This window comes from Saccharopolyspora pogona, assembly GCF_014697215.1.
Classification (GTDB): Bacteria; Actinomycetota; Actinomycetes; order Mycobacteriales; family Pseudonocardiaceae; genus Saccharopolyspora; species Saccharopolyspora hattusasensis.
The window spans coordinates 3,655,128-3,680,256 of the sequence record NZ_CP031142.1 but is presented as its reverse complement, the minus strand read 5'-3'; the positions used below and the strand labels follow the sequence as shown (position 1 = coordinate 3,680,256).

Below are 25,129 nucleotides of genomic sequence, written 5' to 3'. Positions count from 1 at the left end.
GCAGACGCTCGAGATGGACGGGCGGTGGTGAAACCGTCGCGGGCGAGTTCGCGGGGGACGTCCGATGGAACAGCTCCGGTGGGGTGGTCCTGTTCTTTCAGGACCCCCCGCAAGGTGTCGTTCTGTGCCTTCAACGTCGAACCATCGAACCCATCGGGAGCGCACTCAAACCGAGGAGAGGTCGCCGACCGCATTCTGCGATCCACCGTGGCGGAAGTCGTCCACGTGGGCTGCACCATCCCCGAACTCAGCACCGACCGAGCGCTCGCCCCCGGCCCCGGCCCGCAGCCAGCGCTTCCGAGCTAAGCGTTGGTCCGGCGTCTGCTGCCGGGACGCCTTGAGTCCCGTGGGCTCAGTGCGAGTGAAGGTTCCTCGCTGGGAGCCCCGAGGGTGGATTGCCACCAGGGACCTGAAGACATCGTGAAGAAGACATGAACCCGGGTTGGGCATGCTGGTATCTAGGAAGCGAAGCCGACGCTTGGGAGTGCGGACATGATGGCAAACGATCACGGCACGGTGCTCGCCACCATGGTCTTCAACCTGGTAGCCCCGGCGGGTGTGATCGCGCCGGTTGGCGTGGAACTGGGGTACGACAGCCGCAACCCGTACGAGGTCTGCATGAAGTTCAACGTGGGCAAGGCCGGTCAGGTGGATTGGGTGATCGCCCGTGACCTGCTGGCCGACGGGCTGGTCGCCGAGGCAGGCGAAGGCGACGTGCGAATCGGCCCTCGACTGGACGATCCGGGGTTGGTCCTGATCGTGTTGAGCTCGCCGTCGGGGCAGGCCACCTTCGAAGTGAATGCTGATCAGCTTGTGGAGTTCTTGAACGACACCTACGACGTGGTCGCACCCGGTGACGAACACCGGTGGATGAACGTCGACGAGGCGCTGAGCCGGCTGTTCTCGCACAACCTGTAGTGGCCCGGTTCTCCCGAAGCGCCGCACGCCAGGCGGCAGCCGCGGGACCCTGGCGGCGTCGAACACCTGAAAACTCCGTCACGCTGCGTCTCCGAGCCGGGAATCCGCCCAGCCCGGAGGCGCAGCGCTGCATGCGGAGAATTCGTCGCCGTCGAATACGTCTCTGTACCGCTACGCGAGTTCGTCGTGCAGCTGGCGGTGTGTGATCGCCAGGGGCGTAGCGGCTCCAGGTTGCGCGGGCTTGGCTGGCGATCCTGGTGGTGGTAGCCGAGGGCGTCAGCGATTACCGGTGCTGGCATGTCGAGGACGTGCTGGAGGACGGCGGATGTCCGGCCGGTCGTCGTGGGGGCGCGTTAACAAGGGCGGCGAGCGATTCAGGGTGCACGGGCTGGTTCGTGCGGCGCCCGGGGAACAGCCAGCGGGAGTTCGGATTGCCGGCAGTGTTCATGTTGCCCGCTTGTTGATCCACTCAAGCAGAGGTTCCTCTATTACGGACATCCCTGGTGGGTGTGTGAACCGCATAGTTGACCGCGAATGATCGCCAGGAACACCAGGACGATCGCCTGCGTCACGGCGGTGATGGGGGCTCTGCGACTAGGTCAGTATGCTCGCCGCGAGGTCGCTGATCGAGTGGTACCAGTGCGCGCTGATGTCGGGTACGTGTCCTTACACAGCGATTCACTTGCGCGTCCCCATTAGCGGTCGGGTTGTCGCCAGCCCGTGCCTCTCCAGCGCGCGAAGGTTCGGCACGACGACCACGACGGAGTCCGGTACCAGGGTGCCGCGGCCGTTGAACCGTTGCGGCCTGGATTACGTGTGGCTACCAATACCCTGATCGGAGCCCCATCCACCGGTGCTGCAGGGCGGAAGGAGTGGTAGATGGCGAGCTTATTGTCTCGTCGGACGAAAACCGCTGGCGATGATGCGCTGATCCGGTCGCTGTTCGAGGAGCACGGTCGCGCCCTGCTCGCTTACTCGACGCGACTGACCGGTGATCGAGCGGCGGCCGAGGACGTCGTGCAGGAGACGCTGGTACGAGCGTGGCGAAATCCCGGTGCACTGGTGAACGGGAAGGGTTCCGTTCGCGGGTGGTTGCTGACCGTGGCACGTAACATCGTCATCGACCGCAGCCGCGCGAAGGCCGCTCGTCCACCGGAGGTCGCGACCACGCCGACAGCGCCGCCGGCGGTGCGCGACCACGCCGACTCCGTGGTCGACTCGATGGTCGTCACCGAGGCGCTGGATAGGCTTTCGGAAGACCACCGCGACGTGCTGGTGCAGATCTACTTCCGAGGACTCAGCGTGGCTGAGGCGGCCGCTGAACTGGCAATACCGCCGGGAACGGTGAAATCACGATCGTACTACGCCTTGCGGGCACTTCGTGAAGCGTTGGGCGGCGCAGCGTTGGTCGCATGGAAAGAGGTGACCGGATGACCAGCCAGGATCACAAGGTCGACCTGGGCGTCTACGTGTTGGGCGCACTCGACGAACCGGAACACAGCGCGATCGACGAGCACCTGACGTCCTGCGGACACTGCCGTGGGGAACTGGAGGACTTGGAGCAGATGCGTGCCGTGCTGGGCGAGGTCCCGCCGGAGTTGTTCCTGGACGGACCTCCGGCCGACGCAGACCTGCTGTTGCAGCGTACCTTCCGGCAGGTTCGTTCGGAGAAATCCAGGGCGAACGGCATCAGGCACGCCGTGGTCGGCGCGGCGGCGGTTCTCGCCGCGGCCGCCGTCCTCGGCGGCGGCGTGCTGATCGGCCGAGCGGGTGACAGCGCTCCGCCGCTGGTCGTCGCGCAGCCGCCGATCGCGTCCATGCCGCCCGCCGGAACGAAGGCCGCCACGGCCGTCGACCCGGCCAGTGGGGCGAGGCTGACGGTGACGGTCACGCCTGCAGCTGGCTGGGTGCGGTTGAACGCCGCGGTCAACGGGATACCGGCGGGCGAACGGTGCCGCTTGGTCGTCGTGGGCAAGGACGGTAGCCGGGAGATTGCTGGTAGCTGGCTGGTGTCCGAGAAAGGCGCGAACGAAGGCAGCGCGCTGGATGGTTCGGCGCTGGTGGCGCCGGAGGATGTGGCGGCCGTCGAGGTGGAGAACTTCGAGGGCACCAGATTCGTCTCCACGCCGGTCTGACCAGGCGACGTATTCCGACGTCGGCCCCGTCCCGGAACATCCGGGGCGGGGCTTGACCAGGCCGCGGCCCGGGAGTGGGATGATGACTCGGTGTCCACAAGCCGAAGACAGTCTGGGCGCCGGGCGTGGCGGCTGGCCGCGGTTCTGCTGCCGGTCGGGCTCGTCGCGGCGTTGGGCGTCGGGTACGTCGACGGGCACGGTGTTCATGGCGATCCGGGGCCGGTGACCGGCGATTTCGTCGACATCGCAGATGTTCCCCCGATGGGTCCGCAAAACCGGTTCGGCCCGGACGCCTCGACCGGCGTGGTGACGGTTGACTGCGGTCGCAACGAAAACGCCCACCGCAACGCGGACAACGTCGTCGCAGCACCCGCCGTGTCCGGCGGAGCGCATCACATACACGATTACGTGGGCAACCTGGCAACGGATGCGTTCGCCACCGACCAGAGCCTCGCTGCAGCCGAAACCACTTGCGTGAACGGTGACAGGTCCACCTACTACTGGCCGGTGCTTCGCCTGCTCAACGGCGACGAGCCGGGTTCCGCCGAAGTGCCGCACAACCGCGGCACGATTCTCCAACCCGCCTCGGCACTGATAAGTTTCCGCGGCAATCCGGCCAGCAAGGTGATCCCGATGCCCCGGTTCCTGCGGGCCGTCACCGGCGACCCGAAGGCGCTCACCACCGGCTCGGCCAATACCGCCCGAGTGCACTGGACCTGTTCCGGAATGCTCGACCGGCGGACGAACCGCTATCCGAGGTGCCCGGACGGGCATCGAGTGGTCCGGGTCTTCGACTTTCCGAATTGTTGGGATGGCAGGAGGAACGACAGCCCGAACCATCGCGATCACCTGGTGTTCCCGGCGGGCAACGGGGTATGCCCGACCAACTCGTTCGCCGTCCCGCAGTTGCGCATCGAAGTCGGCTACGACGTGCCCAGCGACGCGGAGTACGCCATCGACACCTTCCCGGATCAGCTGCGCAGCCCGATCACGGATCACAGCGACTTCATCAACGTGATGACCGATGAGCAGATGGCACACGTCGTGGCCGTCGTGAACAGCGGGCGCATCGGCTGAGGAAGAAACCTCCGAAGTGACAATGGTCGTTGGTGCGTTGCCAGGGCTCCGCCCGGCAACGCACCAACGACCAGCGGCAGGTCAGCTGAAGAACACCGACTCCACGGCATTGTCGAATCCGACCTCGCCGAGATCGGCGACATCACCGTTGACGACCAACGACTTGCCGGTGCAGTTCGGCCCGGACCACAGCTTCAAGGACCCGGACGCCGAAATCGACGACGTCACGTCGGGCCGCGCGACGTTCTGGCAGCCCGGTCCGGCCACGCCCTGCGAAGCACCGTCGTCGCTGAAATTCGGGTCGTCGAAAAGAACCGCGTTGCCGGCGGATTCGGTCGGCTGCGTGCCGCCGTCCTGCGCATCGCCGCTGCCGTCACCGGTTTCGGCCCCGGCTTTCTGGCCGTTCGGAGTGATCCCGAACCACGTTCCGCCCACACCTTGGCCCTTGGCGTCACCCGGCTTGGTGTCCTTGGCGAAGCGGTAGACCGGCCAGCCACCGATGGTCACCTGGAGGCTGCCGTCGTCCCGTTTGACGGTGCCCACCTGGGACTTCGGAACGCCGGCCAGGAAGATCTTGCCGCCCGGAACCACGGTCAACGGCGGCCAGGTCTTCGCGCAATCCCCGTTGCAGTTCGACTTCGAGGGCTTGGCCGTGTCCTTGTCGAACCGGTACAACGTCAGTCCGGCACCGTTGACCACTACCGGGTCCAGAGCACCTGCCCGGGAAGCCTTCAACTGCACCCACTTTCGCGCAACATCCTGGTCCGCGGTGTTGGCCGTGCCGTCGGACCCGGTTGCCCAGTCCCCGGTCCTCGCCGGCGCATTGTGCGCCTTGGCGGTCCCCGCCAGGAAGGATAGGCCAGCGCTTCCGGTCTCGGGGACCGGCGCACTCGGCGCGGCAGGCACCGGACCCGCCGCGACGGTCGGCAACCCGCACGCGGTCAACGACACCGCTCCGGCGACGACGAGTACGGCAACGTACTTGGCTCGCTTGGATAGCATGAGTTCTCCCCTCAAATCCCGGGCTCCAGCCAATCTGCAGCCACGTACGGCGGACACACGTGCCCCGATCCGCACCGGTTCAAGAGATCGCTGAAATTTTTCGGACGCCCGCCGTTGACTCGATGGAGTAAGGCGCTACGAAGGCGCGTCCCTGCACCGGTGTAGGCGGTCACGGTGGTGCCATTCCGGACGGAAAGCGGGAGGTGCTCGCCGGACTCGGCGGCGCAGACGGCCCTGCGCCAGCACCGGCTCGTCCCCCGGACGGCTTGGAGCGCATTGTCGTCGCCTCCGCCAAGGCACCGGTGCAAACGGCCACGTACGGCTCGGGCTCGACGCGACAGCAGGTGGCCTGCGTCGAGCAGGCGTCGCAGTCGAGACAGGTCGTGGTGCTTGACCGCGCGATGCGCTGGTGACCTGGACGTGGGGTGCGTCGGGGACGGGGGCTGGTGTGGGTGGCCTTGACCGGGGCAGGCAGTCGGGTGAGCCCTCGTTGGTGGGCGATGTAGTTGCGGAGGACGGGGTAGGAGACGTCTGTCATGCCGTGCCGGTCGACAAGCTCGTCCATAAAATGGACCTCACGGTGCGGCGGGAGCGGCGTGGGGTCCCTGCTTCCTGGCGCAGGATTTCGTCGATCGTGTCGTGGAACGGTTCCAGGCGCGATCTTCGTGACGGGTATTGCTTGCCGGGGCGCGGGACGGGCGATTCCAGTGCTTGAAGCACCGTGCGTTGCCCTACTCCGTGACGGTCGGCGATGCTGCGGATGGGCAGGCCCCGGTCGATGGCTTCGCCGCGCAGCGTCAGAAGCAGTGCGGCCTTGTCGGTCTTGCGTGCATTCGGTCGTGGAGGTTGAGGCCGGGTGTCGGCGAAGGCGCGTTCGAGCGACGCTTGTGGTCGTCCTGCCGTCACGGCCAGCCAGTCCAGGCGGATGTCGCCAGTTTCGGTGTCGTGCAGGCAGCGGCGCAGATACTTGGGGCGCAGGTGGTTGGCTCGTGCGAGGCGGCGGATTGAGGTTCCACCCCAGAGCCGGACATCGGGGTATTATGCCGCGTGGGCGTTGGGTTGATGATAGCTGATGCGGGTTTCGGATGGTGTTCGGTATCCGAGTGTCGAATGTAGACGGTCGTGGTTGTAGTAGTTGAGGTAGGCGAACACGGCCTGCCGGGCCTGTTCACGGGTGTCCCAGACCTGGGTACCGATCTCGGTTTTGAGCGTGGCGAAGACCCTGCTGGTTAATTCGGCGCGGTGTTGGGGCTGTTTGGGAAGGTGCGGGCGTGAAGTGAACGGACCGTTCGTGTCGTCTACGAGCCTGTTGCAAAATTACGCCCACCACGGACCGTGATCGATCGATCACGGCTGAGATGGCCACTGGCGGACAAACGGCGGCGATCGAGACTGATTTGGTACTTCGGTTCAGCCGTTTTCGCCGAAAACGCAACAGGCTCCTACCGAAGCGAACAGGCCGTTCACCGCACACCAACAGCCCCGGGCTCACATCGGATGAACGGAGCGAACGGACCATTCGTGTCGTCTATCGAGGTGAACAGGCCGTTCACCGCACACCGGTTGGCGAGGCAGAACCGGACCACTCCCGCAGTGACACCAGCCCCAGCCCCTCGCGGAATTAGCCAGCAGGGTCGGCGAAGAATGATTCCGCGGCGGCATTGTCGTAGCTTTATCCGGCTAATGATCTCGGTTTCCGGTGATTGACCGGTTAACGCTTTCAGTCGTTTCTGGCTGTGAGGCGTCGGAGTTGTTCTTCGTGGTGGCGTACTCGGGTGGCGAGGGCGTCGAGTGCGGTGCGGAGGGTGGCGATCTCGTCGGTGAAGCCGGTGAGGGTGCCGTTAGTGCTGGTCTGGTGTCGGTGGTGTTCGATGACGGCGCGGAGGGTGGGGTTGCGGTAGAGGGTGGTGCGGCCCAGTCCGGTGCGAGCAGCAATGGCCGTGAAGGTGACGGCGTGGCCGTCGTGGATGAGTTGTGTGCAGGCGCGTTCGACGCGGTTGAGAGTGTTGGTTTTGGTCATCCTGCTTGGGCCTCGTTGATCAGGGTGTCGAGTCGGGCGATGAGTCGTTGGTGTCGTTGGGCTTCGGTGATCCAGCCGCGTTGTTCGGCGTCGCGGGCCAGTGCTTCGGCGTCGACGCGCTGGGCTGCGAGGATGGGCAGCGAGCTGGCTTCGGTGTGGAAGCTGGGGCAGTGCTCGCAGATGTTGGCGTAGGGGCAGGCGTCTTGGGCGGGTGCGCGCAGGCAGAATCCGCCGGCGAGGCGGGATTTGAGCAGTGGGGTGTCTTTCCAGTCGGCTCCGCCGGTGATGTCGGCCAGTGGCAGGCCGATCCTGCCGGTGGTGGAGGTGCGGGCCTGTTGTTTGGCGAGGTCGAGGCCTCGTTCGTATTCGGCTCGGACGGTGGTATCGAACAGTCGCCCGTAGCGCAGGCTCATTTCGGCGGAAACATGGCCCAGCAGCGCCATCAGTGCTTGGAGTGAGACCCCGGCGTTGACCAGGGCGGTGGCGTAGGTGTGGCGGAGCTGGTGCGGGGTGAGGTGGTCAAGTCCCGCGGCCTGAGCAGCGCGGTTGAGTTCGTGACGGACTGCGCTTTGGGACAGTCGCCGGCCGTGGTGGGTGAACAGGAACTGGGCGGGACGCCGGTAGCGGGGGTGCGGCATGGGTCGTCCGTGGGAGCGGATGGCGGTGATGTGGTCGATCAGGTCGAGGATGTCGTCATCGATGGGGATCATCCGCTCTGTTTCCAGTTTGCCGAGCGGGATTTTCAGCCAGTGGCCGTGGTCGGGGACTTCGTGGACGCAGTCGAGTTCGAGGTCGAGGACCTCTCCGATGCGCAGCCCGCAGGCGCGTTGCAGTCGCAGGGCTGTTGCGGCCAGTTCGTTGCCGGGCCCTTCGGTGAGCACCTCGGTGAGTCGTCGGTCGATGTCGACTGGTAGATAGCGGGGCAGGGTATGCGGGAGTTTGGGGACATCGTCGCGGAACATCAGCTTGCGGGGTGGTGCTTGCGGCCAGCCCCACTCGGTGATGTCGGTCAGAAAGCCCATCAGTGTGAGCACTCGCCGGGACCGGTCCGCGACGGTGATGAGCTCATTGTTCTTCGCGCTGATCGCGTCGACCAGCGACGTCAGGTAGGGCTCGATGTGTTTGCGGCGATCGAGCTCGGCGATGGACCCGAGTTCGGGGTCGATGTCGGCCAGGAACACTCCGAAGTGTTTGAGCCGGGTTGCGATCGCCGACACCGTTTTCGGTTGGCAGGTTGCCCGTTTGCGTTCCAAATAGGCGATCATCGTCTCGCGGATCGGTGGCTGTAGGCCGGAAAGCCTTTGCGTGAACGGGACCGGGCCGCCCGAGCGTGGCAGCTCATCGACGATTCCCAGGTGAAACAGCACGCGCTGGGCGTTACTGGCCGCCGCCAGATAGTGCTTGTGGCCCTTGCCAGTTCGCGTCTCGCGCTCCTGACACGCAGCCCGGAACTCGTCCAGATCGGCCACGGTGATCCGGTCCAGCGACCGTCCAGTCTGGATGAGCAGCCGGACCGGCACTTGGGAGCCGGTGGCGAACCGGACCCGTTCGGTGAACCCGAGCTCGGCGGCCGCGGTCATGAACCGATCGAGGTCTGGTCTCAGCGGTGAGTCTTTGATTTCCCGCCAGATGCTGGAGAGTTTGCGTTCCAGCAGATAGTCATAGCCCGGTTGCAGCACCCGGTGCAGCATCAGGAACGTGATGATCGGCCGAGTCGAGCTCCCAGCCGACAAGCGAGTCTCCAACGACTCGGCCACCCACCCTCGCGGGTCCGGCCAGCGCCCGAAGAACACCCGAGCCGCCCACGAGTAGGCAGCGTTTCCCCGTCCTGTCTGCTGAAGATAGTCCAGATAGGCGATGTGCAGATCATTGCTGGGATTGGGAGCGGAGGCGATCGCGAGCGGCATCGAATTCTGCTTTCACGTGGGCCGGAGCCAGATGGATGTAGCGGGCGGTGGTGTCGACATGAGCGTGGCCGAGCAGGGCTTGCATCACCGCGAGATCAACCCCCGCTTCGGCCAGGGCGGTGCCGAAGGTGTGTCGCAGCGCGTGGGGATGTCCTCCGACGATGCCGGTGATTCCACGGTGATAGCGGAAGATCGTGCGCAGCCCGGCCGCGGTCAACGGCTGGCCCCGGTTCGGTCCCTTGGCCACGAGAAACAGGCGAGGACTGCCGGATTCCGGCCGCTCGGCCAGCAAATACACCTGGATGACCGAGCCGACATCAGGGTCCAGCGGGACGCGGCGTTCCCGCTGGCCCTTACCGAGCACCTGCAGCCATCGGCCGCCGATATCGACATCGGCGATGTTCAGGCCCAGCACTTCGGCGGAGCGCAGCCCGCAATACAGCATCAAGCCCGCGATCGCCCTGTCCCGCCATGTGTGGAAGCTCGCCAACAGCTCCGCCGCATCGGACTGCGACAGCGCCGTGGGCAGGCGGCCGGGCTCCCGAAGCCGCAGCGACGAGCGGTTCTTCGGCCGACGAACGGTATGTGCGAGCATCCCGCTGCGCTCACCCGCTACCCGCCAGCGGGCCTCCTTGCCCTTGGGGACAGGATTTTTCATGTCCGGGTCCCGCATCGCCGCGAACCCGAACAAACCCGAGATCGCCGCCAACCGACGATTGATCGTCGTGACGGCGTACTGATCCATCCGACGCCCCGACAACGTGATCACGTTCGGCCCCGGCCGGCCCGGAACCGTCGCCTCACGGCAGGCACGCAAGAACCGCAACAGCACCTCGGTGGTCACCTCCGGCAACGGCTGCTCCTCGGCAACGAGCCACCGGCAGAACGCCAAAAGGTCGTAACCATAGGCCCGCACGGTCTTCGGTGAGTAGTTCCGATCGGCCAGATGAGCCAAGTACTCATCCACCAACCCAAACCCCGACGCGGCCGGCCCGGCCAACGCCCAGCCACCGTCGTGTTCCTCAAGCCGAATACCGGCCTCGGTGTTCATAAGGACAGACGTACCAGCACTGACCACTTCGAGCAGGCAAGTACCACTACCGCAGCATGTCGCTGACCAGCCCAAACACAACTATTAGCCGGTTAAGAGGGACGACCCGAGTCTGCCCATCGACGGGCGCATGCCCGCAGTGCTGAGGATGGTACGGAACTGGGCTGAGGTGTACTGACTGCCGCGGTCGGAGTGGAAGATCGCGGCCGGGCCGATCAGTCCCCGAGCGCGGGCCAGTTCGATCGCGTCGCAGACCAGATCGGCACGTATGTGTTCGGCCATCGCGTGCCCGGCCGCTTCTCGCCCCCTTCCGACCAGATCGCTTTCGGGAAGCCCGCTGATGATCTCAGCGGACACGACGTCGGCTGACGGAACCTACTGCGAGGGATGCGGGGTACCACTGACCACTCGAATCAAGATCACGGCGGGCAGTGTTCGCATTTGAATCAGAGCCCGCCCGGTGTGTCCGGGCGGGCGCTGATTCGGCTCCGTCGAGCCGCACACGGTCAGGTCCTTCACGTTGCGCACCAGCTCTCGCGCCTCATCCCGCACTGTCGGCCGATCCATTCGTGTCACCTTCACTGTGGTGGCCGCACCCGTCCGACGGTAGGCACCGAACCGCGCGGCGTCACACCCCCGGAGCAACCCGCTCCAGCCGCGAACTACGCGTGGTGTGCGACCGGTAACGGTCAGCCAGGTCCAGCATTCTGCCTGCCCCGTCGTTACCTGACGGCTGGTGAGTCGCTGCCTGGTGCGAGTTCGACGACAGCACGGAGTTTGCGACATGGAGGCTACTCCGCGGGTTCACTGCCGCTTCAGCTGTTGGCCAGCAAGACGATCAAGGCTGTCCTGGTCGGATCATGGCTCGAAGCGCGCGGAGTGAAACGTGGTTCCTTTCTCCATCAACAGAAGGCGTTTCATGGCGTTGGCGGGAGGAACCCTCGGTGCTGTGACCGCAGGCCAACTCGTCGACGGCACACCGTCAGCGCAGGCAGCCGATCTGGACCCCGCTCCGTTCAAGCTCGGCGTGGCCTCGGGCGAGCCGAATCACGACAGCGTCGTGCTCTGGACGAGGTTGGCGCCTGATCCGTTGAACGCCGAAACCGGTGGCATGCCAGCGGAACAGGTACCTGTTCGTTGGGAAATCGCGGCCGACGAAAACTTCCGCCAGGTCCTGCAATCCGGCACGGCGACCGCTCGCCTGGAGTCGGCTCACACGGTGCACGTCCTGGTGCGCGATCTCGCTCCGGGCCGCTGGTACTGGTACCGCTTCCAGGCCGACGGGACCTACAGCCGGATCGGCCGCACGCGCACCATGCCGCCGCTCGGCGCCCCGGTCGACCGGATGCGGTTCGCGTTCGTCTCCTGCCAGTCGTGGGTGGGCGGGCCCTACCCCGCCTACCGCGATCTCGCCGACCAGGACGTCGACTTCGTGATCCACCTCGGCGACTACATCTACGAGACCGCGAACGGCAGCCTGACCGAGTTCCGCGGGCTGCACGCGTGGTACAAGACCTCGCCGGACCTGCGTGCCGCGCACGCGCGTTTCCCGTTCATCCTCACCTGGGATGACCACGAAGTGCAGAACAACTACGCCGGTGCGGTCGCCGGAGGGGCCGGCGACGGACGGCCGTTCCTCGAACGGCGCGCCAACGGCTACCAGGCGTACTACGAGCACCTGCCGATGCGGCCGGAACAACAGCCCCATGGGCCGGAGGCGTTGATGTACCGGCGAATCCGCTTCGGGCGCCTCGCCGAGTTCAGCGTCCTGGACACCCGCCAGTACCGCTCGGACCAGGCACTCGGCGACGGACGCAAGGCGCCGGCCGGCGAGGTGTATGACCCCGCCCGCACGATGACCGGGCCCGCGCAGGAACAGTGGCTGCTGCAGGGACTGAGCGAGTCCGCAGCCAAGTGGAACGTGATCGCGCAGCAGACGATCATGGCCGCCTTCGACTACGACCTCGGTCCGGGACAGATCGTCAACCTCGACCAGTGGGACGGTTACCCGGCGGCCCGCTCCCGCATCCTCGACTTCATCGACCAACGCCGACCGTCCAACCCTGTCGTGCTCAGCGGCGACTGGCACACGCACTGGGTCAACGACCTCAGGACCGACTTCACCGACCCGGCTTCGGAGACCATCGCCACCGAGTTCGTCGGCACCTCGATCTCCTCCGGAGCGGGCTGGGACGCCGACGTCCGGCAGGGTCTGGCGGCCAATCCGCACGTCAAGTTCTACAACGGCAGCTATCGGGGCTACGTGCTGTGCGACGTCACTGCGCAGCGCTGGCGCAGCGACCTGCGGATCGTGCTCAACGCGAGGGATGCGGCCTCTCCTGCGTACACGATCGCCGCATTCGAAGTGCGCGACGGCATCCCGGGCGCCCAACGGATCGACGCGGGTGACGGTCTCGTCGGCAAGGTCACCGACGATTCCACCGGCGCCGCGCTGCCGAACGTCGAAGTGGCGATCACCGGCGCCGATGGCAACCGGGTGACGGCGAGCACCACCGATCCTTCCGGCGAATACATCGTTTTCGTCCCGCCCGGCACGTACACCGTCGCCGCCAACGGCGTGGGCTACAACCGCGCCAGCAGCGTGACGACGGGCGAATCGGGGAAACCGACTCGGGTTGACCTCCGCTTGTCGCGAGCGGTCGCGCACGCCAGCACTGGTCGCACCGTGCCCGGACCGCAATCGCAGGCCACGACGTCTGACATCGTCATCGGTAACGACCTGATGGCGCTGGCGGTGTCGGCGGGGAGCAATGACGGCCAGTTGCCCGGTGCCACCGTCGGCAAACCGCTCGACCTGGCCGCGGTGGGGAACCTCGACCAGCTCGACTGGCTGAACCTCTCGTACGCCTCGACCGCGCAGCCCCGCGGCGCCAACGCGTGGCAGCAGCTCACGGTCAAGTACACCTCGGTCGAGGTCGTGGCGACCACCGACTCGTCGGCCGTCGTCCGCGCCGCCGGAGCCAGCACCGATTTCCCCGACGTGGAAGTGGTCACCACCTACCGCATCGACAACGGCCAGCCGTGGATCACCGCGGAGACCACGTTCACCAACCGGGGCGCGCAGGCCTGCACCTTCTGGACTGGCGACGTGATCGACCACGACGGCGCGGGGCAGCGCAGCGGGATCGCCGGACATGGAACCATCACCACCGGCTACGGAAGCCCTGGCGACTACGCGCCGAGCGGGACGTGGATCGGGATGACCGGTTCCGACCGCCAGACCTACGGGCTGCTCTACGAGAACTCGTCATTCGGCGCCTACGGCAATGGAAACTGGATCATGAGCCAGCTGCAGGTGGCCCTCGAACCAGGAGCGACGTTCACCCTCCGACGACGAGTAGCCGCCGTCGGCAGTGGAGCGGACTCCGACCCGTTCGCAGCGCTCGCCCGGCTGTGAGCAAGCAGGACGTGACGTCCATTGGGGACACTGCCGGGAACTTCCCGCCACGTCCCGCAACCGGGCCTGTGGGGGGCTCGATTATTCGTCGTTGCTGCTCAAGGGGTGTATCGGTACTCGTTGGTGACGCCCCCGGACGTGGGTGCGTAGGACGTGGCGGGTGGGCGAATCCTGTACCGGGGGTGGGTTGTCCCTGGGCTTCGGGTGGTATCTAGTGTCCTGCACCGGAAATTCATGGTCGAAATGGCTATACTGCGGGAATGGCGAGGACTGGGCGGCCGAAGGCTGAGTTGGTGCTGACCGACGATGAGCGTTCGACGTTGCAGCGTTGGGCTCGGCGGGCGAAGAGTTCGCAGGCTTTGGCGTTGCGGTGTCGGATTGTGCTGGCATGCGCCGATGGTTTGTCCAATGTGGATGCCGCCGAGAAGTTGCGGGTGTCGCGGCCGACGGTGGGCAAGTGGCGGTCGCGGTTTGTCCAGCGACGACTGAAGGGGTTGGTCGACGAGGATCGCCCAGGCGCGCCGCGGAAGATCACCGACGAACAGGTGGAGAAGGTGGTCGTCTCGACGTTGGAAGAGAAACCGAACAACGCGACGCATTGGTCGCGTACATCGATGGCGAAGCGTTCCGGGCTGAGTAAATCGACCGTGGGACGGATCTGGAAAGCGTTCAACCTTAAACCCCACTTGGCCGACACATTCAAGCTCTCTACCGATCCGCAGTTCATCGAGAAGGTCCGTAACGTCGTCGGCCTGTATATGAACCCGCCCGAGAACGCAGTGGTTCTGTGCACCGATGAGAAATCCCAGGTGCAAGCGCTGGAGAGGTCCCAGCCGGTGTTGCCGATGATGCCCGGCATGCCCGAGCGGCGCACCCACGACTACGTCCGTCACGGCGTCACCAGCCTGTTCGCCGCCTTCGACATCGCCACCGGCAAGGTCATCTCCTCGCTGCACCGCCGGCACCGCTCGGTCGAGTTCCGCAAATTTCTCACCAAGATCGACAAAACCGTACCGGCGGAGTTAGGCGTCCATGTCATTTGTGACAACTACGCCACCCACAAAACCGAGATCATCCAGAAATGGCTAGCGAAGCATCCCCGATTCCAAATCCACTTCATCCCGACCGGATCGTCCTGGATCAACCAGGTCGAACGCTGGTTCGGCGAATTGACCACCAAACTCCTGCAACGCGGCGTGCACACCAGCGTCCAGGCACTCGAGGCCGATATCCGCAACTGGATCGACGAGTGGAACAACGATCCCCGGCCGTTCATCTGGACGAAGAGCGCTGACGAGATCTTGGAGTCACTCCGATCATATTGTCAACGAATCTCCGGCGCAGGACACTAGTTCTAGTTGCGGGCCCGGTGGGGGCGGTGTTTGTTGTAGTGCTCTTGGTACTCGGTGAGAACGCGGCGTGCATGGGTCTTACCGATGATGAGGGGAGTGGTCGAGGACTTCTCGATGGAGGCTGCCGATCGCTCTCTCGCAGTGCACATTCGCTCGTGGCGCCCGCGCCGGTGTCTTGATGATCTCGATATCGTCGGTGTACTTGCTGTTTGCGGTCTCCGGTGCGGAAACGCAGCGAGTCCATACGCGTGCCGAGGTCGGTGGCGACGTCGCGCGCTTGCTGAGTAACCCAGGCGCCGTCGGGTGTGCGGTGACGCCGGTGATGTGCAGGCGCCGCGTTCGGTGTTCTAGGAAGACCAGGGAGTATGGGCGTTGTAGGCCGGTGGTGTCGATGCTCAGGACGTCGCAGGCGATCAGACGGCTGGCTTGTGCGGACAGGAACTCACGCCAGGTCGGGCCGCTGTGGCGCGGGGCCGGATCGATGCCGCCTACGTGCAGGATTTCCCAGACGGTGGAGGCGGCGATCGGGTGTCCGAGCCGGGCCAGTTCGCCCCGGATCCGGCGGTGTCCCCACTGACTGTTTTCGCGGGCGAGGCGTAGCACGAGCTTCTTGATGGCCGGCCTTGTGGGCGGTCGTCCAGGTCGGCGCCGATCGGAGTAGTCCCACCGGCGGGCCACAAGCGTGCGGTGCCAGGCCATCAGTGTGCTCGGCGTGTCTGGGAAGACCTGCGCCCAGCGGCGGCGGGGATCAGCGAGGACAGGACGGAGAGCCGCAGTTCGTCCGCGGGCTCGAACCGCACAGGTGCTCGGGGCTGGCGTCGGAGCGCACTCTCGTCCGTTCCACGCAGCACCGTGTCGGGGCGCCGTTGCTGGGGCGCCCCGCGCGCGGAGAGCCGGTTGTGGGTATTCCCAACCGCGACAACGCGAGTTCGGGTGTGGCTGTCGCGCGCCGGGGCTTGGACCAGGCGGCGGGCGCTTGGGCCTGTTTCGAAAGTCATGGGAGCCACTCGTTGATCCCTGCGATGGTGACGGTGGCTCGTAGCGGACGGCAAGCTTGTCGTATCTGGTGGCCACGGCTCGGTTCCGTTTGAGGCGGTTGATCCCGCACTCGACAGCGTGTCGCTGCTTGTGACGGTGTCCCGGGACATGACGTCGCTGCGTCGCGCAGCGTTGCCATCTAGTTTTGCCTCTGCTGCCTGAGCAGTGGCCTGTTCATATGCGGCGATGGCTGCTGTGTTTCCGCTGTCGGCGACGAGATCACGCAACCCGAAGTCGCCGGCCAGCCAGCGCAGTGGGGCGCGGGGACTCCCTGCTGTGGTGCCCTTCGGCGCGAGAGTGCTCAGATCGCGCTCGATACGCTATCGGCAGGTCTGTTTGGGCAAGGGTGGTGTGGTGGTTTCCGACGGAGCTGAATCAGCGGCCGAAAAGTCGCCTGTTCCCGAGCCGGCCGAGGTGGCGGCCGAGGACGTTGCCTGGCGTCCGCGCTGGTGGTTCCTTGGGGTCTTCGCTGTACTCGCCGCGATCCACCTCGCTGGTGGCTGGACGTCGACGACCGTGATCGGTCTGGCTCTGGGCTTCGCCTGCACGCTGGTCCTGGTGTTCGTCCGGCGGCTGCCGCCCTGGCTGACCGGTGGGTGGTCACCGCGACCGTGGTCGTCGCGCTCCGGGATGCGGGTCCGCCGCAACAGGCTGACATGTGTGCTGCTGCTCGCCTGGTTGCCGGCGGCGGCGATCGTGGCCGGCATAGCCGAGCATCCCCCGCACGGTGTCGACATCCTCTATGCCGTGTTCGTGCTGGGCTGTGGTCTGAGCCTGCTGGTGTTCGTGCTGGTTCGATGAAAAGCCGGTTTCGCCAGCGGCGCGTGGGAGTGGGTGCTGGAAGGCGAAGGTGCCGAAGATGCTCGCGAGTAGCGCGGCATCTTCGGCACCATGTCTGGGCACCTTCGCATGGTGTCACCTCTGACGTGATCCTCTGCCTTGGCAACTCGTTTGCCTAACTCCACGCCGAGGCCGACATACGCGAGGCATGCGAGACCTTCGCGGCATACGTTTTCGCGCCTGTCGTGGTGTATGAGGATGGAAGCGGTCGAGGAAACCGACTACGCAAAGGTTTGCGGCTAGGCGTCCATCAGAGGCGCCGGAAGCCCGTGGCGGCAGACCTGACACCCGCCGCCGAACACCCTGCCGGGCTGGCAGGGTGTTCGGGACTCGGTGCGTCGGTGGATTCGATTGCCCGCTCGCCGTGATGCTGTTCGGCATTGGGATCTGATCCCGCTTATCTCAGGGAGTAAGCGATTCCATGCAGGATGTCGTGCTCGCTGATGATCAGCTCCTTGGCCCGGGCACATTGCATCACCGTACGCACGCTGAGCGCGCTGACGGGTAGTACATCGGCCATACCTGTGTGGATTCCGGGCAGCGCTTGTCGCTGGGCGAAGGACATTCCCAGCACCCGCTCTGTCACGTAATCGACCTGGTCGTAGGTCATTCGTGCGTGATGGAGCCTTCGTCCAGGAAGCGCGATGGCGGCAACTGTGCCGACTGCTTCGGAGACACCGAGAAGCCGAGTGCCCGACAAATCGGGAAGTTCGGCCAGTGCCTGGTCGGCCAGTGCCGTGATCTCGTCCTGTACCGCCGCGAGTTCGCCCGAGGCTGGAGGATCCGACCGCAGGTGGCGTTCGGTCAGGCGTACGCAGCCCAGGCCGACGGAGACGGATCTGTCCACGAAACCTGCTGTTCCCAGCGCGAGCTGTGTGGACCCGCCACCGATGTCGGCGACCAGGTAGCTCGCCTGCGGAAGACCGCTGGTAGCCCCGGCGAAAGCGAGCCGTGCTTCCTCGTCGCTGGTGATGTCTTCCGGTGCGCAGCCGAGTGTCTCTTGGACCAGTGTGCGGAATTCGTCGTTGTTGGACGCTCGTCGGGAGATCCATGTGGTGCACATGCGCACGCGCTCCACACTGGCCGTGGTGATGGTTCCTGCGTATTCGGCCAACACGGCGCGCGCTCGTTCGAAGGATTCGCGGGAGATCGAGCCGTGTTCGTCGACTCTCTGACCCAAACGGACGATGTCGAACCGTTTCGTGACTTCCGTCAAATGCCCGTCGGCACCGAGGTCGGCAACCAGCATCCGGATCGAGTTCGTCCCGCAGTCGATCGCCGCTACTCTGCGGCGCCCCACTGCTTTGCCGGTGGGCCGCCGACTGTGCTGAGTCACGGCAGGACCTCATTCTTTCTCGGCAGCCAACGACGCCGGGTCCACGTGAGTGACGCCGAGCTTGGTCATCCAGTCCTGCTCGGCCAGCGTTCCGATGACGTAGACTGGTTTGCCGATCCCGATGGCGTATCCGAGTTCCCAGGAGCAGTCGTTGCCTATCGGAGGCTGGCAGATCACACATTCCGCTTTCTCGATCGCCGTCTGGCACTGCTGCGCGCCGTGGGGAAAGTCGAACGTCACCTCATCCTTCGGCAGCCACAATTCCAAGCCGATCGAGGCCGCGAACTTCAGCGCATCCGCAGGATCTGTTTGTTCGTTCTTGCACTTCGCACAGTAGTAAGCGTGCATAGCCCGCCTTTCGATCTACATGCCCGGTCAGCGGCTCAGCCGCACGGCCTGAGAATAGAGAAACGATCTCGAGGCGGTCAGGTCAAGAAGTGTGATCCGCTGCCGGCATCGCGCATCCTCGAAGCCTGCAAATCTTCACTTGTGGTAACAGAAACCGCCATCTAAGTGAACGATCCGCGCTGACCAGGCGACAGCTCTTCCGTTGACAACACGGGAGGAGTACTCCGCGGTCAGAGTTCCTGACCACCCGACGCTGCACGGCCTGGATACGGCTGGTCCCGGGCGAACATGCGGCTGCTGGCACGGACCGCGGTGTTGCGGCGGTGCGATCTGGGTTCTGTCGCGTCGCCCCTTTGAGCGTCACCAGACGGTTTATGGTGAGGCGTCGAATGGTTGCCCGGGCCTGCGGGCACCGGTTCGGCCATGCGACGGATCGCCGACCACTACCCAGGACGCGTTCATCGCCGCTGACGCCGTCCGCTCGCTGCCGCACACGCTGCGCCCGGTCGACGTGAACGACGAGACGCTGGCAGAGTTGGACGTGTGCCTAGGGCCGAAGGAACTCGCACTTGCCTGACGGGGTCGGTCCACTACGACCTGGAAAAGGGATGTTATTGATCCGGGTGGCAAATGTGTGATGTTAGGCGGCGTAGCGAACTTCGGGTTTGCCGAAGTAGGAGCGAACTCGGTCGGGCAGCTTCTGGAGCCGGTGGAGGAAGGAGCGGACCGCTTGTTTCAACTCGGCGCGGGTTTTGGGGGCTGTGCTGGTGGAAACGGTGCGTTTGAGGTCGGCATTGAGTAGCTCGTCGGGGTTGAGTTCGGGGCTGTATCCCGGCAGGAAGTGCATCGCGATCGCCTCAGCGTGCTTGGTGATCCATTGCTGGATGGTCTTGCGGCGGTGGACGGGGTGTCCGTCAACGATCAGGTGGACCTTGCGGTCCAGATGGCGGGTCAGCCGGTCCAGGAACGACAGGAACACCTTGCCGTTGAACGAGCCGGTGTAGACGGTGAAGTACAGCTCGCCTTTGTTCCCGATCGCGCACATCGCGTTCACGCTGAATCGTTTGCCCGTTTTGCCCACCACCGGTGTCTGGCCCGCCGGTGCCCAGGTGCGGGCTACGGTGGCGTCGGAGCGGATCCCGGTCTGGTCCAGCCACAGGATCAGTGCGCCCTCGCGGCGGGCGCGGGCGGCGATGGCCAGGTAGTCCTCCTCCAGCCATCGGCGTACGGACTCGGGGTCCTGTTCGTAGGCCTTGCGGATCGGTTTCTGCGGCGACAATCCCCAGGAACGCAGGTAGTTGCCGACGGTGCGCAGGTTCAACACGATGCCGTGGCGCACCCGGATCAGCTCGGCCACTGTCTTGCGGGTCCACACCAGGCCGGTCAGCCCGAACGTGGCCGGGGTGTGCTCGGCCACCGCATACCGCAGCTTGCGCTGCCGGCGGGCACTCAACGCTTTCTGCTCGCCGGGCTTGCGACCCCGGCGACGCCCGGTGAGACCCTTCGAGCCACGTTTCCGCCACGCCTGCACCCATCTGGACACCGACTGCGGGGCCACCGCGAACACCCGGGCCGCCTCGACCTGACTCATCCCACCATGAACAGCAGCGACCACCCTGCGCCGCAAATCCTCCTGCGCCTCAGGCGACAACCTCCGCGCGTCCCGCACACCAGCGATCATGCCAGAACAACGAAGATCACACCTATAAGTTCCCGATCAATAGCTGTGGTGTTCATCGCGAGCCTTCGCGGTGCTGTTGTTCGCAGTTGGGAATGGTCCAGTCGTAGCGGTTGCTGCGGTTGGCCGTGTGGAGGGCGGGCGTCGAGGAGAAGCTCGCCAATCCTGCTGGCGATCGACGCGGCGAGTTCGCTGTGGTCGCCGGTCTTGCCGTAGACCGTGTTGACGGTTGAGGCGCGGCCGGCAGCGAGGGCGGTCCGGTCCGCGGGGTCGACGGCGAGCAGGTCGGCGAACTCGTCGCCGCAGAAGCGCGGGATCATCGCCTCGATGGGGTGCCGTGCAGCGCGGGACCGAGCACATTACGCACGGACTACACCAGTGCGGCGGTGAAGACCTTCCCGGCGTCGGATTCCGCGGTCTGGCGGCCCCAGATCCGCTCCATCAGAGCGACCCCTTCGTCGATCCCGGCGGGCATAAGTTGCGGGTCGACGCCGAGTAGGTGGCCGACGACCGACCAGACGTGGAAGCAGTCGTCGCGGTCGTGGTCGGGCAGGTCCACGCCGAGCGCCACCAGCCCCCGGGGCAGGCACACGGAGAAGGTGCCCATGGCGGCGGCCAGATCTTCCTGGTTCGCGGCCAGGCCGAGCACTGCCGAGTCCCAGTCGTCGCTGGTCCGCAGGAAGTATCGGATGGGTGGCGTGGAGCAGCCGGATCTTCTGCGCCGACCGCATCCCGTGGCCCTCGGGGGTTGGCAGCCCACCGTCGGCCTGTACGTGTACGTCCTGCAGGAACTGGGTGGTCTCCACGACCCGACGGGTGGCCTGGGCGTGGACGCGGGTCGTCCGGTGCAGGACCTGGGCGGCGTTGGCCCAGCCGTAACGCACGGGCAGCGGGTACGAAAGCTCCGGTCATGTCGCGGAACTTGCCCGCAGCGGCTTTGGGAACTCCAGAAGAGTAGCCGAGACCTCGCACGTTCACCGCTCCGCGGGGCACGGGGTTTGCGCGGTCAGCAGACGCGACTTCGGCTAAATACCGCGTTCGCTTCCCCGAGATCAGCAGGCACTCACTGGGAGATGAGTTCGAGTGCGCGCAGCGCCAGCCACAGTTCGGCAATGTCGCTTGTTTCGCTGAGGTCGTGGTGGGTGAGCTCTTCGATCTTGCGTATGCGGTAGAGGACGGTTTGCCGGTGGACGTGGAGTGTCGCGCTGGTGCGCTGCCATGAGCGTTGGTTCGAGAGGTAGGCGTTGAGGGTTTCCAGCAAGGGGAAAGGACAGTCCGTTGGTCATCAGCCTTTCGCCGCCGGTGATCCATTCCCACGGCGGAACTCCGGTGGGTATCTCCGGGGCATGCGAGGCAACCTCCAGTCGGGGCACTGAGATGACGATGATCGAGTAACCTGACTCCGCCGGCGCCGGGGCACATCAACGCCTCTACCGAAACCGCGACGGTTCAGATCGTCTCGTGCGAGAGCTCGGTTCCGTAGGTGCGCTGCACGTGGTGCTGGATGTCGCGGACGGTCATCCCGCCCGCGTACAGCGAGATGATGATGATCTCGTCCAGGCCGCCAGCCCGGCGAAAGCCCTTCGGGACCAGCCGCGGCTCGAAACTGCCGTTGCGGTCGCGGGGCACGTCCAAGTCCACGTCGCCGACCTCGGTCGAGAGGGTCTTGGCGCTGGTGCCGTTGCGGGAGTTCGGGCTGCCCCGCCCGGCCGGATCGCCCTTGTCATAGCCGAGATGTTCCGAGATCTCGGTCCGTAGACCGCGCTCCAGCACGGCCTTGACCAGCTCAGGCAGGAACCCACCCTGCCCGGTCAACGCCAGCCCATCCCGATCGATGGCGTCCATCATCCCGTCAAGCAGGCCCGCGTCGACCATCTCGTTGACCGCGTCCCGCGCCGATCCCGGCTGCCCGGCGGCCGCCCGAACGGATTCCCTTCCTGCTGCTGATCAGTCGTGGCCATCTGCGTACTCCATCAACTATCGGATCTTGTACACAACCCACCTGACACCCCCGCCTCGGCCCGGACGTCCAGGTGCTCGCTCCCGCCGAACTGGTCGCACGCATGACCGACACGATCCACGCGATGACCCGGCTCTACCCGAAACGGCCAACACCAGAGCATCGGTAGACCGACACGCTGGAACCGCCTGCACCCCGGACATCGACCCGTGCACTCTCATCAGCACGAAGCGAGGAACCGAAGCCAGCGATCAACTACCGTGGGAGGAAGCCCCGACAGGCATCCACCACCTCCACCAGTCTTGACCTTCCCGAGCAAGCCTGCCCGACACCCAACAGCTAATGATCAATAACCCGATCAAGGTTCATAGACGAGACAATGGAGTGCACCTCCCGGTCTTGCCCGCAGGCCACTTCTGCCTGCCGAACACCAGGAGGAGGTGCTCGCGGTCATCACCGGCGGATCGCTTCGATGATTGTCGCCGGGATCCAGTTCTCCGGAGTGGTTCGTTCGACCCTCGTGACCGCGAAACCTGTTGCCTTTAGGAGAGATTCGAACTGTTCCTGGTTGCGGACCCGGCCGTTGACCGAGATCGCCTGCTGGAGGTAGATCGCGTCCAAGCCGGGGTCGGACTCGTCAGGGTACAACCAGTCGACGATCAGTAGCGAAGCACCGGGCATGGCGGCGTTCCGGATGCGGGAGAGTATTTGCAGGCAGCTCTGGTCGTCCCAGTCACACAGCACGCTCTTCAGGATGTAGAGATCCCCGCCTTCGGGAACTCCCTCGAAGAAGTTTCCGCCGACGATCTGGATGCGGGTTCGGATGTCCTGATCTAGGTGATTGCGGGCTTCTTCGACCACCTCCATGCGGTCGAACAGCACACCCTTCGCGTCCGGTTGGGCGTGCAGGATCCGGGACAGGAATATGCCATGGCTGCCGCCGACATCCATGATCGTGCCGCGTCCGGAGAATTCGTACCGGGCCAGCACCAGGTCTGCGACCAAGTTGGTCAGGTCGGTCATGGCGCCGCCGAACCATTTGGCTTCTTCGGGGTTGGTGCCGTAGTAACCCCACAGATCAGTGCCCAGCACCTGCGCGGTATGCGCCCTGCCGCTGAGCACTGCGCGGTGCATCATCTCGCTGGGGCGGTTGAAACCCGGGGCTGTGAGGGCCAGGACGGTACTCCGATACCGCCCCCCGTCGCGCCGCAGCAGAGCGAGCAGTTCGGTCTCCGCCAGCTGACCGGAGCTGGTCCTGCGCACCAGACCGATCGTTTCGGCCACTCGCAGGAATTTGTCAACTATTTCGGGATCGTCGCCGCCGATGAGGTCGCTCAACTCGGAAGCCGTGAGCGGGCCTTCGCGCAGATGGTCGGCTATGTCCAATCGAGCGGCGGCGCCAAGGACGTGGTAGGCCAAGTGCCCTCCGATGATTCGCTGGAGTTGTACGGTGGCCGTCGTTCCGGACGCGGCGTCGTGAGTCTTCAAAGGCCAAGCCTTCCTGTCGGGACGTGTGGGGGTTTCGATCGAGCCATCGGATCAGCCTATATCCGCGAAAGTGCTCTTCTGTCAAAGATATCCAAAATCTCGCAGCCACAGGAGCAGTCCATCCGATCGAGTGCCCGTGCACTGGTCAGGATTGAGGCGGAGTCCGAGTTGGTCCTGCGTGCCGCCGTTGCGCAAGTCGACCTTCTTTCGGATCTGGTCGAGGAATGCTCGGAACCTTGGATCGGCTGAGGAGGGGCGTACCTTCCCAGTGATCGGATGCAAGGTTCCAAGCATGGCCGACGTTGCCGCGTCGGTCGGGAAGGTACGACCCGATGCTCAGCGTAGTCCCCGACCCTGATTCCCGTGACGACGGCCGTCCTGCCGCAGCTTTGGCGTCGTTGATCGATGAGATTGTCCGTGAGGGTGCCCGCCGGATGCTGGCCGAGGCGTTGCAGGCGGAGGTGGATGCCTACATCGCGTAGTTCGCTGATCAGCGCGATGAGTGCGGCCATCGCCTGGTGGTCCGCAACGGCCATGACCAGCCTCGTGAGGTGTTGACCAGCGCTGGCGCGGTGGAGGTCACTGCGCCACGAGTCAACGACAAGCGCACCGACCCGGACACTGGCGCGCGTCGGCGGTTTTCCTCGGCGATCCTGCCGCCGTGGGCGCGCAAGACCCCGAAGATCACCGAAATGCTGCCGCTGCTGTACCTACACGGGCTCTCCAGCGGAGACTTCGTGCCCGCGCTGGGCCAATTCCTTGGCAGCAGCAAGGGGTTATCCGCTACGTTGATCACGAAACTGACCGAGCAGTGGAGGACCGAACACCGTGCTTTCAACGAACGTGGTTTGTCCGAAGTAGACTTTGTGTATCTGCGGGCAGACGGCATTCACGTCAACATCCGCCTGGAAGAACACAAACTATCTCTGCTGGTCGTGATCGGAGTCCGTGCCGACGGCCGCAAGGAGCTCGTCGCGCTGGCCGACGGCTATCGGGAATCCACCGAGTCCTGGGCTGGGCTGACCTACTGCGTGACTGCAAGCGCCGCGGTATGCGTGCCCCGGTACTGGCCATCGGCGACGGTGCACTGGGGTTCTGGGGCGCGCTCCGCGAGGCTTTCCCTGATACGCGCGAGCAGCGCCACTGGTTCCACAAGATCGGCAATGTGCTCGCCGCGCTGCCGAAATCGGCGCATCCCGGCGCGAAGAAGGCCCTGGCCGAGATCTGGAATGCCGAGGACAGCCGGCACGTGTTGGACACGGTGAGGGCGTTTGAGGCCGCCTACGGGGCGAAGTTCCCCAAGGCAGTCGCCAAGATCACCGACGATGTCGACGAGTTGCTGGCCGTGGCGTTCAAGCTGATCGAGTCAGCCCAGGCTCGCTGGCCCGCGGTCAACGCACCCGAACTCGTCGCGCTGGTGCGCGCCAGAGCACGCTTCGAGGGCGGCAAACTCGTCGAACGCCCCGACGACCACGCCCCACCCACCGTCGCCTGAACAATCTTGATCCACAGGTGTTGACAATTCCTTGATCTGGCCCTACATTTGCCCATAAAGGTGATC

At 65.2% G+C, this 25,129-nt stretch carries 21 protein-coding genes and 4 pseudogenes; 9 read left to right on the top strand and 16 right to left on the bottom strand.

Translation table 11 applies throughout. The features are described from left to right. Window positions 1-492: 492 nt before the first annotated feature. From DL519_RS16475 to DL519_RS16460, 4 genes are all read left to right on the top strand, one after another. Window positions 493-918, top strand: coding sequence for an SsgA family sporulation/cell division regulator (locus tag DL519_RS16475; protein ID WP_190816068.1), 426 nt, complete (start codon window positions 493-495; stop codon window positions 916-918). Between the two features lie 879 nt (window positions 919-1,797). Beyond that, window positions 1,798-2,352 (top strand): sigma-70 family RNA polymerase sigma factor, encoded by a 555-nt coding sequence (locus DL519_RS16470; RefSeq protein ID WP_190816067.1) that lies wholly within the window; start codon window positions 1,798-1,800, stop codon window positions 2,350-2,352. After that, a complete protein-coding gene (locus DL519_RS16465) occupies window positions 2,349-3,053 on the top strand; it encodes an anti-sigma factor family protein (RefSeq protein WP_190816065.1) in 705 nt (234 codons plus the stop codon). The genes DL519_RS16470 and DL519_RS16465 overlap by 4 nt, the downstream gene beginning before the upstream one ends. A gap of 90 nt (window positions 3,054-3,143) precedes the next feature. Then, window positions 3,144-4,130, top strand: a complete 987-nt coding sequence (locus DL519_RS16460; protein WP_190816063.1) for a DUF1996 domain-containing protein — start codon at window positions 3,144-3,146, stop codon at window positions 4,128-4,130. An 81-nt stretch (window positions 4,131-4,211) separates the two neighbouring features. On the opposite strand, the gene DL519_RS16455 is transcribed toward DL519_RS16460, so the two are convergent. From DL519_RS16455 to DL519_RS16425, 7 genes and pseudogenes are all read right to left on the bottom strand, one after another. Next, window positions 4,212-5,132, bottom strand: a complete 921-nt coding sequence (locus DL519_RS16455; RefSeq protein WP_190816062.1) for a hypothetical protein — start codon at window positions 5,130-5,132, stop codon at window positions 4,212-4,214. Window positions 5,133-5,666: 534 nt separating this feature from the next. Further along, on the bottom strand, window positions 5,667-6,038 hold the full coding sequence (locus tag DL519_RS16450; RefSeq protein ID WP_190816060.1) for a hypothetical protein: 372 nt from the start codon (window positions 6,036-6,038) through the stop codon (window positions 5,667-5,669). Window positions 6,039-6,170: 132 nt separating this feature from the next. Continuing rightward, window positions 6,171-6,380: pseudogene (locus tag DL519_RS50030) on the bottom strand (IS3 family transposase); the annotation flags it as partial. 472 nt (window positions 6,381-6,852) lie between these two features. Then, the gene (locus tag DL519_RS16440) at window positions 6,853-7,152 is read right to left on the bottom strand and encodes a DUF6262 family protein (protein WP_190816057.1); all 300 of its coding nucleotides are present in this window, start codon (window positions 7,150-7,152) and stop codon (window positions 6,853-6,855) included. Beyond that, the gene (locus DL519_RS16435; RefSeq protein ID WP_190816055.1) at window positions 7,149-9,059 is read right to left on the bottom strand and encodes a tyrosine-type recombinase/integrase; all 1,911 of its coding nucleotides are present in this window, start codon (window positions 9,057-9,059) and stop codon (window positions 7,149-7,151) included. Before DL519_RS16435 ends, DL519_RS16440 begins: the two co-directional genes overlap by 4 nt. After that, window positions 9,019-10,110, bottom strand: coding sequence for a tyrosine-type recombinase/integrase (locus tag DL519_RS16430; RefSeq protein ID WP_190813989.1), 1,092 nt, complete (start codon window positions 10,108-10,110; stop codon window positions 9,019-9,021). Before DL519_RS16430 ends, DL519_RS16435 begins: the two co-directional genes overlap by 41 nt. A gap of 84 nt (window positions 10,111-10,194) precedes the next feature. Beyond that, complete coding sequence (locus DL519_RS16425) at window positions 10,195-10,467, bottom strand: DDE-type integrase/transposase/recombinase (RefSeq protein ID WP_190816053.1); 273 nt, start codon at window positions 10,465-10,467, stop codon at window positions 10,195-10,197. 562 nt (window positions 10,468-11,029) lie between these two features. On the opposite strand from DL519_RS16425, the gene DL519_RS16420 reads away from it, so the two are divergent. Together DL519_RS16420 and DL519_RS16415 are read left to right on the top strand one after the other, a co-directional pair. Then, window positions 11,030-13,528, top strand: a complete 2,499-nt coding sequence (locus DL519_RS16420; protein ID WP_190816050.1) for an alkaline phosphatase D family protein — start codon at window positions 11,030-11,032, stop codon at window positions 13,526-13,528. Window positions 13,529-13,788: 260 nt separating this feature from the next. Then, window positions 13,789-14,880 carry an IS630 family transposase gene (locus DL519_RS16415; protein ID WP_190816048.1) on the top strand — a complete coding sequence of 364 codons (1,092 nt, stop codon included), beginning with the start codon at window positions 13,789-13,791 and terminating at the stop codon, window positions 14,878-14,880. Window positions 14,881-14,958: 78 nt separating this feature from the next. Here DL519_RS16415 and DL519_RS16410 read toward each other — a convergent pair whose 3' ends face one another. Further along, the gene (locus tag DL519_RS16410; RefSeq protein WP_223839098.1) at window positions 14,959-15,579 is read right to left on the bottom strand and encodes a hypothetical protein; all 621 of its coding nucleotides are present in this window, start codon (window positions 15,577-15,579) and stop codon (window positions 14,959-14,961) included. Between the two features lie 693 nt (window positions 15,580-16,272). Between DL519_RS16410 and DL519_RS16405 the strand changes: the two genes are divergently transcribed. Next, window positions 16,273-16,719, top strand: a complete 447-nt coding sequence (locus DL519_RS16405) for a hypothetical protein (protein WP_190816046.1) — start codon at window positions 16,273-16,275, stop codon at window positions 16,717-16,719. A gap of 436 nt (window positions 16,720-17,155) precedes the next feature. On the opposite strand, the gene DL519_RS16400 is transcribed toward DL519_RS16405, so the two are convergent. The 7 genes and pseudogenes from DL519_RS16400 to DL519_RS16370 form a co-directional block, all read right to left on the bottom strand. Beyond that, window positions 17,156-18,094: a Ppx/GppA phosphatase family protein gene (locus DL519_RS16400; protein ID WP_223839096.1), complete on the bottom strand. Its 939-nt coding sequence runs from the start codon at window positions 18,092-18,094 to the stop codon at window positions 17,156-17,158. Window positions 18,095-18,103: 9 nt separating this feature from the next. Further along, on the bottom strand, window positions 18,104-18,361 hold the full coding sequence (locus DL519_RS16395; RefSeq protein WP_190816045.1) for a hypothetical protein: 258 nt from the start codon (window positions 18,359-18,361) through the stop codon (window positions 18,104-18,106). A gap of 721 nt (window positions 18,362-19,082) precedes the next feature. Then, complete coding sequence (locus tag DL519_RS16390) at window positions 19,083-20,123, bottom strand: IS630 family transposase (RefSeq protein WP_190812640.1); 1,041 nt, start codon at window positions 20,121-20,123, stop codon at window positions 19,083-19,085. After that, window positions 20,120-20,440 carry a hypothetical protein gene (locus tag DL519_RS16385; RefSeq protein WP_190816043.1) on the bottom strand — a complete coding sequence of 107 codons (321 nt, stop codon included), beginning with the start codon at window positions 20,438-20,440 and terminating at the stop codon, window positions 20,120-20,122. The genes DL519_RS16390 and DL519_RS16385 overlap by 4 nt, the downstream gene beginning before the upstream one ends. Window positions 20,441-20,490: 50 nt before the next feature. Next, entirely contained in the window at window positions 20,491-20,769 is a 279-nt protein-coding gene (locus DL519_RS16380) for an oxygenase MpaB family protein (protein WP_190816041.1), read from the bottom strand. 414 nt (window positions 20,770-21,183) lie between these two features. Continuing rightward, window positions 21,184-21,381 carry a helix-turn-helix domain-containing protein gene (locus DL519_RS16375; RefSeq protein ID WP_190816039.1) on the bottom strand — a complete coding sequence of 66 codons (198 nt, stop codon included), beginning with the start codon at window positions 21,379-21,381 and terminating at the stop codon, window positions 21,184-21,186. Between the two features lie 191 nt (window positions 21,382-21,572). Further along, window positions 21,573-22,081: pseudogene (locus tag DL519_RS16370) on the bottom strand (transposase); the annotation flags it as partial. Between the two features lie 60 nt (window positions 22,082-22,141). Here DL519_RS16370 and DL519_RS50715 point away from each other — a divergent pair. Beyond that, a pseudogene (locus DL519_RS50715) lies at window positions 22,142-22,249 on the top strand (hypothetical protein); the annotation flags it as partial. A gap of 284 nt (window positions 22,250-22,533) precedes the next feature. Here DL519_RS50715 and DL519_RS16365 read toward each other — a convergent pair. Beyond that, window positions 22,534-23,568: a methyltransferase gene (locus DL519_RS16365; protein WP_449619124.1), complete on the bottom strand. Its 1,035-nt coding sequence runs from the start codon at window positions 23,566-23,568 to the stop codon at window positions 22,534-22,536. A gap of 332 nt (window positions 23,569-23,900) precedes the next feature. Between DL519_RS16365 and DL519_RS16360 the strand changes: the two are divergent. Beyond that, window positions 23,901-25,063: pseudogene (locus tag DL519_RS16360) on the top strand (IS256 family transposase). The last annotated feature ends 66 nt before the right edge of the window (window positions 25,064-25,129 follow it).

Bases quoted from the DNA above. Each gene is read 5' to 3' on its own strand.
- DL519_RS16475 (WP_190816068.1), top strand. From the start codon at position 493: ATGATGGCAAACGATCACGGCACGGTGCTCGCCACCATGGTCTTCAAC.
- DL519_RS16470 (WP_190816067.1), top strand. From the start codon at position 1,798: ATGGCGAGCTTATTGTCTCGTCGGACGAAAACCGCTGGCGATGATGCG.
- DL519_RS16465 (WP_190816065.1), top strand. From the start codon at position 2,349: ATGACCAGCCAGGATCACAAGGTCGACCTGGGCGTCTACGTGTTGGGC.
- DL519_RS16455 (WP_190816062.1), bottom strand. From the start codon at position 5,132: ATGCTATCCAAGCGAGCCAAGTACGTTGCCGTACTCGTCGTCGCCGGA.
- DL519_RS16440 (WP_190816057.1), bottom strand. From the start codon at position 7,152: ATGACCAAAACCAACACTCTCAACCGCGTCGAACGCGCCTGCACACAA.
- DL519_RS16435 (WP_190816055.1), bottom strand. From the start codon at position 9,059: ATGCCGCTCGCGATCGCCTCCGCTCCCAATCCCAGCAATGATCTGCAC.
- DL519_RS16430 (WP_190813989.1), bottom strand. From the start codon at position 10,110: ATGAACACCGAGGCCGGTATTCGGCTTGAGGAACACGACGGTGGCTGG.
- DL519_RS16420 (WP_190816050.1), top strand. From the start codon at position 11,030: ATGGCGTTGGCGGGAGGAACCCTCGGTGCTGTGACCGCAGGCCAACTC.
- DL519_RS16415 (WP_190816048.1), top strand. From the start codon at position 13,789: ATGGCGAGGACTGGGCGGCCGAAGGCTGAGTTGGTGCTGACCGACGAT.
- DL519_RS16410 (WP_223839098.1), bottom strand. From the start codon at position 15,579: ATGGCCTGGCACCGCACGCTTGTGGCCCGCCGGTGGGACTACTCCGAT.
- DL519_RS16390 (WP_190812640.1), bottom strand. From the start codon at position 20,123: ATGATCGCTGGTGTGCGGGACGCGCGGAGGTTGTCGCCTGAGGCGCAG.
- DL519_RS16385 (WP_190816043.1), bottom strand. From the start codon at position 20,440: ATGATCCCGCGCTTCTGCGGCGACGAGTTCGCCGACCTGCTCGCCGTC.